We start from the raw sequence: 8,907 nt of genomic DNA on the forward strand, positions 1-8,907 counted from the left end.
GCCCCGGCCTCGTCAATTTCAAGGGGTGACAATCACTTCACGTCGTCGTCAACCCAGTCGAGCGTCCGCGTGACAGCCTTCTTCCACAGGCGGTACGTGCGGTCGCGCTCGGCCGGCTCCATGGACGGCGTCCAACGCTTGCCCTCCTGCCAGTTGGCCACGACGTCGTCGGTGCCCGACCAGAAGCCCACCGCCATACCGGCCGCGTAGGCGGCACCCAGGGCGGTCGTCTCGATGACCTTCGGGCGAACGACGTCCACGCCGCACAGGTCAGCCTGGAACTGCATGACCAGGTCGTCGTGCGTCATGCCGCCGTCAACCTTGAGCTCCTTGAGCGGCACGCCGGCGTCGGCGTTCATCGCGTCGAGGACTTCGGCACTCTGGAACGCGGTCGACTCCTCAACGGCACGGGCGATGTGACCCTTGTTCACGTAGCGGGTCAGGCCCACGATCGCGCCGCGAGCATCCGAACGCCAGTAGGGAGCGAACAGGCCGGAGAACGCGGGGACGAAGTAGACGCCACCATTGTCCTCAACCGTGCTGGCCAGCTTGCCAATGTCAGAAGACTTGACGATCATGCCCAGGTTGTCGCGCAGCCACTGGACGAGCGAGCCGGCAACGGCGATGGAACCCTCGAGGGCGTAGACGGCCGGCTGGTCACCGATCTTGTAGGCAACCGTGGTGAGCAGGCCATTGTCGGAGAAGACGGGCTCTGTGCCGGTGTTCATGAGCATGAAGCAGCCGGTGCCGTAGGTGTTCTTCGCCATGCCCTTTTCGAAGCAGGCCTGGCCGAAGGTCGCGGCCTGCTGGTCGCCGAGAATACCGGCGATCGGGGTGTCGATGAGCAGACCGTTCTTACGCCCGTAGCCGTAGATCTCGGAGGAGGACTTGATCTCGGGGAGCATCGACATCGGGATACCGAAGATCTCGCAGACGTCCTCGCGCCAGGAGAGCGTGCGGATATCCATCAGCATCGTGCGCGAGGCGTTGGTGACATCCGTGCAGTGCACGCCGCCGTTGACGCCGCCCGTCAGGTTCCACAGAACCCAGGAGTCGGTGTTGCCGAAGTACAGGTCGCCGGCCTCAGCGCGCTCACGAGCACCCTCGACGTTGTCCAGGATCCACTTGATCTTCGAGCCGGAGAAGTAGGGGGACAGGCCCAAGCCACAGATCTGACGGAAGCGATCCGGCCCCTCGTCGCCCTCAAGCTCCTTAACGATGTCGGAGGTGCGCATATCCTGCCAGACGATCGCGTTGTACACGGGTTCGCCGGTGTTCTTGTCCCACACAACCGTGGTCTCACGCTGGTTGGTGATACCCACGGCAGCCAGCTGGTGACGGTTGATCTCCGCCGCCTGCAGAGCCTCGGCGACGACCAGACGCGTGGTCTCCCAGATCTCGAGGGGGTTGTGCTCGACCCAGCCCGGGTTCGGGAAGATCTGGGTGAATTCCTTCTGTCCGACGGAGATAATCTCGCCGGAGTGGTTGAAGATGATCGCACGGGTCGAGGTGGTGCCCTGATCGATGGCGAGAACGAACTTTTCGGTGGTGGTCATGAGTATCCTTTCGGAGGCGTTTTCACGTCGTTGTGTAGGCCGCGCCGGGCCACCTGCGCGGCTTGCGGGGCATCGGTGCCCCTATGAACTTGTTGGTCCCCAACGCTGGGGATCGTGCGGGCGAGGCCGTGGCGACCTCGCCCGCGCACTCACCCTCAGGCGAGGGTGACGTAGTAGAAAACAGTACCGGCGATGGCACCGACGATGGGGCCGACGACCGGAACCCAGGAGTAACCCCAGTCGGAGCCACCCTTGCCCTTGATGGGCAGGATCGCGTGAGCGATACGGGGGCCGAGGTCACGGGCCGGGTTGATGGCGTAACCGGTGGGGCCACCGAGGGAGTTGCCGATGACGACGATGATGAGGGCGACGCCGAGCGGGCCGACGGCAGTCTCGGTGTAGCCGGAGACAAAGACCCACAGGATCAGGACGGCGGTGCCGATGGCCTCAGTGAGGCAGTTCCAACCGTAGGAGCGGATCTCGGGGCCGGTGGAGAAGACACCCAGCTTAAGGGCGGGGTCGCAGTCCTCATCGAAGTGCTTCTTGAAGGTGAGCCAGCACAGGACGGCACCGACAAAGGCACCAAGGAACTGGGCAACGATGTAGACGGCAACGTTGACGCCGGTGACGGGGATGTTGCCCGCCAGGGTGACGCTGGGGTCGAACACATGGGCGACGACCTTGGCGATCGTGACGGCAGGGTTGAGGTGGCCGCCGGTTCGGAACGCGACGTAGACGCCGGCGAAGACCGCGAGGCCCCATCCCCAGTTGATGAGCAGCCAGCCGCCATCCTTGCCCTTGGACTTGGGCAACAGGTTCGTGGCGACGACGCCGCCGCCGAGGAGCAGCAGCACAGCTGTGCCGAGGAACTCAGACATGAAAATCTGGCTCACGGTAGGGACAGCCGTTTCTACGGCTGCCGGGAACAGTGTTGAGAGCATGTTTCCTATCTTTCTCCGACGCGCCTTCACGTCGGGTCACGGTGGTATTCCGCCGATAACTGTGTGCCATCGAACAGTATCCACGCAGATATTGTTGACGGGTCACACCAAGTATGGCACTCCATGCACGTTAGCCCAACCAAATGCACGTTCGTTCATTGCTTCGGGTGTAACCCTGACCATCTGTCGCAGACAAATGTAACCCGCCGACACAGGAATGGATACTCAAAATCACACATCTGCACGCTTGTGCATGGCACACTAGAAAACGTGACAATACGTGACGAACAGGCGCACGAGGCGGCCTCAATGTACTACCTGCAGGGGCAGACGATGGAGACAATCGCCCGCCACCTGCAGATATCGCGCTCTTCCGTGTCCCGACTGCTCGCCCACGCGCGAGAAGTCGGACTCGTCCGCATCTCCGTCTCCGCGTCTCCTGGGACCAAAGGCACACTCGCCGGACAGATTGCGGACCTTTTCGGCGTGCAGGTCTCTGTCGTGCCCGTCCACGACGTCCACACCGAGGTCAACCGCCTCCACAACGTCGCCCTGGTCGCCGCCGAGCATCTCATCGACATGCTCTTCCCCGGCGTGACCCTCGGCATCGCGTGGGGCAACACGACCGCCGAAGTCACACGAGCTATGCCGCACGTGTCCTTTGCGGGTTCAACGGTCGTCCAGCTCAACGGTGCCTCAACAGCCACCGAATCCGGCATGCCCTACGCCGAAGCCATTATTTCGCGCGCCGCCAAGGCCATCGGGGGACGGATCGTCAACTTCCCGGTCCCCGCATTCTTCGACTACGCGGACACCAAGAAAGCACTGTGGCGCGAACGCTCCGTCCAATCCGTCCTCGACACGATCGATAACACGGACGTCGCCCTCTTCGGCGTCGGATCCATGTCTGCGCGCCTGCCCTCCCACGTCTACTCGGGAGGCTTCCTCGAACCCATCGAGATCGCCTCCGCCCAAAACGACGGGGTCGTCGGCGACGTGTGCACGGTCCTCATCCGCGAGGACGGCTCCACCGACATGCACCTCAACGAGCGCGCTTCCGGCCCCACGCCCGACACCCTCAAAAAGATACCGAAGCGCCTGTGCGTCGTCTCCGGAGCCTCCAAGGCCCTCCCCCTCCTCGGAGCCCTGCGCGCCGGGGTCGCCACCGACCTCGTCCTGGACGACGGAGCCGCTCACGAACTCCTCGACCTCGTCCACACGCGCGCCCTACATCACGGGCCGCGCGGCTAGACTCTCCTCCCCCGCGCCTCACTCCCGCACCGCTCACCAAGGCGCGCGCGACAACACGAAGGGCCACGGCCTCGTCCATGGAAGGAACGAGGCCGTGGCCCTTTATCGGCTCAAATCAGCCCAGGCGCTTGACCAGCGGGAACGGAATCGTCTCGCGGATGCCCTGGCCGGTCAGGACCATGAGCAGGCGGTCGATGCCCATGCCCATGCCGCCGCACGGCGGGAAGCCCTGCTCCATGGCGATGAGGAAGTCCTCGTCGAGGACCATGGCCTCCGGGTCGCCGTTGGCAGCCGCGAGGGCCTGCGCCTCGAAGCGCTCGCGCTGGACGACCGGATCGGCCAGCTCAGAGTAGGCGGTACCCGTCTCGAAACCGCGCACGTACAGGTCCCACTTTTCGGTCAGTCCGGGGCGCGAGCGGTGGTAGCGGGTCAGCGGGGAGGTATCCTCCGGGAAGTCATAGACGAAGGTCGGGGCCCACAGCTTAGAGCCGACAAGTTCCTCGAAGATGTCCTCAACGATCTTGCCGGAAACCGCGTAGTCGTCGACCTCCAGGCCGATGCGCTCCGCGTACTTGACGAGGGTCTCGCGCGGCGTCTCCACCGTGATCTCCTCGCCCAGGGCCTCAGAGGTAGAACCGTACAGGTCGATGCGATCCCACTCGCCCGACAGGTCGTACTCGGTGCCATCGGCCAGGCGCACGATTTCCTCGCCCTCGGACAGGTCGAAGGCGTCGCGCGCAGCCTGCTGGATGAGGTCGCGCGTCAGGTCGGCCATGCCGTTGTAGTCCGAGTAGGCCTCATAGGCCTCCAGCGCCGTGAACTCGGGGCTGTGGGAGGAGTCCATGCCCTCGTTACGGAAATTGCGGTTGATTTCGAAGACGCGGTCCACGCCGCCGACGACCGCGCGCTTGAGGTAGATCTCCGTCGCGATGCGCAGGTAGAGCTCGGTATCGAGCGCGTTCATGTGCGTCGTGAAGGGGCGGGCAGCCGCGCCACCGTGGATCATCTGCAGCATCGGCGTCTCAAGCTCGATGTAGTCGCGGCGGAAGAAGTTTTCGCGGAGCGAGCGGTTGACAGCCGCGCGGATGCGGACCATGTCGCGTGCGGCGGGTCGCGTGATCAGGTCGAGTTCGCGGCGGCGGATGCGCTGGTCCTCGGACAGCGTGATCTCCTCGCCGTCCTCGGTGGTCCAGGTCTTAGGCAGGGGGCGCAGCGCCTTGGAGGCGATGGCCCACGAGGCGTCGGGGGCGGGCAGGGCGCTCGAGGCGGCCTCGTAGGCGGCCTGAGCCTCGGGGGTGACCTCCGCGGGGGTCGCAAAGATCGACAGCTCGCCGCGGCGCGAGGAGATCACGCGGCCGTGAACGAAGAGGTGATCGCCCAAGTCGACATCGTTCTTGTAGGCGGCCAGGGACTCGGCACCGACTGAGGCGGCGGAGAGCATAACCTGGATCTTGTTGCCTTCGCCGTCCATGAGGGTCGCGAAGCAGAGCTTGCCGCCGTTGCGAGCAAGGACGACGCGGCCCGCCAGGCCCACGTAATCCTCGGTCTCTTCACCGGGCTGAAGGTGGGAGTACTGCTCGCGCACCTTCTTGATGGTCGTCGTAATAGGCAGGAGCACGGGGTAGGCGGGGATGCCCGCCTCCATGAGGCGCTCGCGCTTCGCCGCGCGGACCTTGACCTGCTCGGGGGTGTCGTCGGCGGGGGCTTGCGTGGGGGTGGAAGAAGAATCAGTCATGCGCCTATCGTAGCGGGTTCTGAGGAGGCGACGAGGCAGTGGCCCGGTTGAGCAGGTCACGCAGGCGCGCGAGCGTCGGGGTGTGCCCCTACGAAGGGGTTTGCTCGCCATGCTGGCGCAGCCAGTGCATTGGCGCTGGTCAGATGCTACTGGCGCGCGTTGTGGCCACAATCCAGCGCATGTTGTGGCTGCCGTCTGCGGGCAGCAACACGCATCCGGATAGGTAACGAACATCCGGATAGGTTAATAACCTATCCGGATGCGTATAACCTATCCGCGTGCGCGCAACCTATCCGGATACGCACGGCCTCGACTAGCGTCCACTCAGGCGTGTGGACGCTAGCACTGCGTCCCAGTTAGACGCCGGAACTCTTCAGGCCCAGCGCGCGGGCGCGCTCGGAGTCTTCGGGGACGGTGCCCGCGTGGTCACCGGCGCTGACGATCCGGTTGGCCTCGTCGACGAAGACGACGGAGGGTTTGACCTGGCGCACGAGGGACTCGGGCACCTGGGCGTAGGCCATGATGATAACGAGGTCGCCGACGTTCACCTTGTGGGCGGCCGCACCGTTGAGCTGGATGGTGCCAGAGCCACGCCATCCGGCAATCGTGTAGGTGGAGAGGCGTTCGCCGTTGTTGACGTTGACGATGTCAACCTTCTGGCCGGGTACGATGTTCGCGGCGTCCAGCAGGTCCTCGTCCACGGTGATTGAACCGACGTAGTGCAGGTCGGCACCGGTGACAACGGCGCGATGGATCTTGCCGATCGCCATCTCGCGGGTCATTTCCATCATGCGAGGTCCCCCGTGTGGGTGGAGCAGGAACAGGGGGCGGCGTGCAGCGCCACCTCCATGTTGTCGATGAGGCGGGTAGTGCCGACCTTGGCGGCGATGAGGAGGCTTCCCTGCCGCGTGCCGTCGGCTGCCACGGTGGACGCGCCCGTTCCTTCACCGACGGGCACGGACTCGGTACCCGCGAGGATCTCAAAGGTCCCGGCATCGACGAGCGCGATGTAGTCCAAGTCAATGCCGCCCTCGGCCTCGATGACCGCGCGGCACTGCGCCACGATGGCCGCAGGCTCGGCCCCGGCCTCGGCGACCTCAACGCCGCGGCGCAGCGAGCGGGACAGCGCACGGGCGCGGGCGCGCTCGTCGTCGCTGAGGTATTGGTTGCGGCTGGACAGGGCCACACCGTCCTCGGCGCGCATGATCGGCACAGCGTGGACGCGCACGGGGATGTCAAGCTGGGTGAAGACGGTGCGCAGGACGGCCAACTGCTGGGCATCCTTCTGCCCGTAGAGGGCCACGTCGGGGCGTACGAGGTTGACAACCTTGGAGCACACGAGGGCGACGCCCGCGAAGTGCGTGGGACGCGTCTTTCCTTCGAGGACGCGCGCGATGGGACCCGGGTCAATCGACACGGTCACGGGGGTCGGGTACACGTCCTGCGGTGCGGGCGCCCACACGAGGTCCGCGCCCACTGTCTCGAGCGCGTCCATGTCCGCGTCCAGGGTGCGCGGGTAGGCGTCGAAGTCCTCGCCGGGCGCGAATTGCGTCGGGTTCACGAAGATCGTGACGATGACGTGGTCAGCGAGCTGCTGCGCCTCGCGCACGAGCTGCAGGTGTCCGTTGTGCAGGGCACCCATGGTCATGACGAGTGCCTTCGTGCCGGGCAGCTTCGTCAGTGCCTCGGCCAGTTGGGCGCGCGTGTGTGTCAGGATGGGACGGTGGATCATATTTCTATTCTTGCAAATATTGACCTGCCGACGCGAAATAGAGTCGCTATCCTCACGCCTGCGTTATGGACGAGGCCTGGGCTGGGTCGCGCGGGATCGTTCCCACAGGGGGAGGTTACGCTCCGAGGTCGAGGAGGGCTGCCTCGACGGCTGTTGCGGCGCGTTCGTCGAGGAGCCGGGCCTCGCGCAGGAGGCGCGTGAGGGCGCGGGTCATGTCCGCGTAGGTGTCGCGTTCCCCCGCGAGTTCCTCGCGAGAGGCGAGGCAGCAGGCGTGGGCGGCGATGGTACCGGCGTCGCCGCGGGCGGCGGGTCCGGAGATGCCGGTGACGCCCTCGGTGAGGGCACGGTCGAGGGCGGCCTCGAGGAGGGGCCGCACGTACAGGGCAGGGTTATCGATGCCAGCCGCGGCGAGGATGCGCGTCGTCTGCACGGTGATGCCGGCAATGAAGTTAGCACCGTGGGCGAGGCCCGCGTGGTAGAGGGGGCGGTCCTCCTCGGCGACGATGACGGGTTCCCCGCCCATTTCGACGACGAGGGCCTGGGCGATGGGCAGGAAGGGGGCGGCAGCCGTGACCGCGAAGGGGGTGCCGACCAGGCGCGCCACGTCGACGCTGGTCCCCGTGAAGGTCATCGCCGGGTGGATGGCCAGGGGGATCGCTCCGGCGGTCGAAGCCGGGGCCAGCAGGGCGGTACCCGAGGCACCGGAGAGGTGGATGACAATGTGCCCGGTCTGCCACGCGCCGAGGTCGGCGAGTCCGGAGACGAGGGGGCCGATCTGGTCGTCGGGGACGGCCAGGATTACGACTTCGGAGCGCCGCGCGACCTCTTCGGGGGAGGCGAGCGGCACTCCGGGCAGCATCGCGTCGGCCCGCTCGCGCGAGGCGTCCGAGGACGCGGAAACGGCGACGATCTGATGCCCGACGGCGCGCAGAGCGGAGCCAATGACGGGGCCGACGTGGCCCATGCCGATGATGCCGATGCCGAGGCGTCCGGGGGTACTCATGGTCATATTGTCGCCGATCCGCGTCCTACTTGTCGCTCGCGTCGCCTGTGGTTGCCTCGACAACCTCGGTGACACGGGAGAGCCAGCGCTCGCTTTTCTCGGCTTCGCGGCGGACCTTCGAGGCCTGCGACAGCTGCGCCCACAGTTCCAGCGAGCGGCCCGCCTCGACATGCTCGGCCAGGGATGCCACCGGTCCGGGGACCAGCGCGGCGCGCACGGAAGCGACGCGGCGCCAGCGCTGAATGGGTCCCTGATGCAGCGACACCGACTGGATGCGTGTCAGAGGGATGATCGAGAAGCGCCGGTTGAAGAAGCCGTCGCGGATCGCAAACATGGCATCGGTCAGGCCGAAGGCTCGGCGCTTGTACACGAGAGGATCCAGAATCCTCGCGCTAGGCGGGATCGGTGTCATCCAGCGGTCCTCGCCCGTGCCCACGCGAAGGGACTCAAGGAAGCCGTCAGGATCATCGGTCCCCAGGTCCGGGATCGCCATCGCGATCGCCTGGATGACCTCCGTGCGACTGCCGACGGGAAGCAGCACGTCGGAGGCCACATCCACCTGCATGCCCTTATTCTTTTCGTCCGACGTGTGCGCCGCGTTGCCGGCCTGCGTGATCTCCACGCGATACCAGCCAAACAGTCGCCAGATCAGCGGCTGGCTCACCTCGATGGCCTGGATGCGTCCCGGA

At 65.8% G+C, this 8,907-nt stretch carries 8 protein-coding genes; 1 reads left to right on the forward strand and 7 read right to left on the reverse strand.

All coding sequences use genetic code 11. From position 1 onward, the window contains the following. Positions 1 to 32: 32 nt before the first annotated feature. Together glpK and QZ149_RS09695 are read right to left on the reverse strand one after the other, a co-directional pair. Positions 33 to 1,556, reverse strand: coding sequence for a glycerol kinase GlpK (gene glpK, locus QZ149_RS09690; protein WP_009648566.1), 1,524 nt, complete (start codon positions 1,554 to 1,556; stop codon positions 33 to 35). A 155-nt stretch (positions 1,557 to 1,711) separates the two neighbouring features. Beyond that, complete coding sequence (locus tag QZ149_RS09695) at positions 1,712 to 2,497, reverse strand: MIP/aquaporin family protein (RefSeq protein ID WP_291451232.1); 786 nt, start codon at positions 2,495 to 2,497, stop codon at positions 1,712 to 1,714. A gap of 309 nt (positions 2,498 to 2,806) precedes the next feature. Between QZ149_RS09695 and QZ149_RS09700 the strand changes: the two genes are divergently transcribed. Beyond that, positions 2,807 to 3,748: a sugar-binding domain-containing protein gene (locus tag QZ149_RS09700; RefSeq protein WP_291451239.1), complete on the forward strand. Its 942-nt coding sequence runs from the start codon at positions 2,807 to 2,809 to the stop codon at positions 3,746 to 3,748. Between the two features lie 115 nt (positions 3,749 to 3,863). Here QZ149_RS09700 and QZ149_RS09705 read toward each other — a convergent pair whose 3' ends face one another. From QZ149_RS09705 to QZ149_RS09725, 5 genes are all read right to left on the reverse strand, one after another. Next, positions 3,864 to 5,483, reverse strand: coding sequence for a lysine--tRNA ligase (locus tag QZ149_RS09705; RefSeq protein ID WP_291451233.1), 1,620 nt, complete (start codon positions 5,481 to 5,483; stop codon positions 3,864 to 3,866). Positions 5,484 to 5,839: 356 nt separating this feature from the next. After that, on the reverse strand, positions 5,840 to 6,274 hold the full coding sequence (panD, locus tag QZ149_RS09710; RefSeq protein WP_009648537.1) for an aspartate 1-decarboxylase: 435 nt from the start codon (positions 6,272 to 6,274) through the stop codon (positions 5,840 to 5,842). Beyond that, on the reverse strand, positions 6,271 to 7,215 hold the full coding sequence (gene panC / locus QZ149_RS09715; protein ID WP_291451234.1) for a pantoate--beta-alanine ligase: 945 nt from the start codon (positions 7,213 to 7,215) through the stop codon (positions 6,271 to 6,273). The genes panD and panC overlap by 4 nt, the downstream gene beginning before the upstream one ends. 115 nt (positions 7,216 to 7,330) lie before the next feature. Continuing rightward, the gene (locus QZ149_RS09720) at positions 7,331 to 8,218 is read right to left on the reverse strand and encodes a DUF2520 domain-containing protein (RefSeq protein ID WP_291451235.1); all 888 of its coding nucleotides are present in this window, start codon (positions 8,216 to 8,218) and stop codon (positions 7,331 to 7,333) included. A gap of 25 nt (positions 8,219 to 8,243) precedes the next feature. Then, positions 8,244 to 8,907: PH domain-containing protein (locus QZ149_RS09725; RefSeq protein WP_291451237.1), on the reverse strand; the 664-nt coding region annotated here is incomplete at its 5' end.

The sequence above is a fragment of the Actinomyces sp. ICM47 genome, assembly GCF_905369875.1.
GTDB lineage: Bacteria > Actinomycetota > Actinomycetes > Actinomycetales > Actinomycetaceae > Pauljensenia.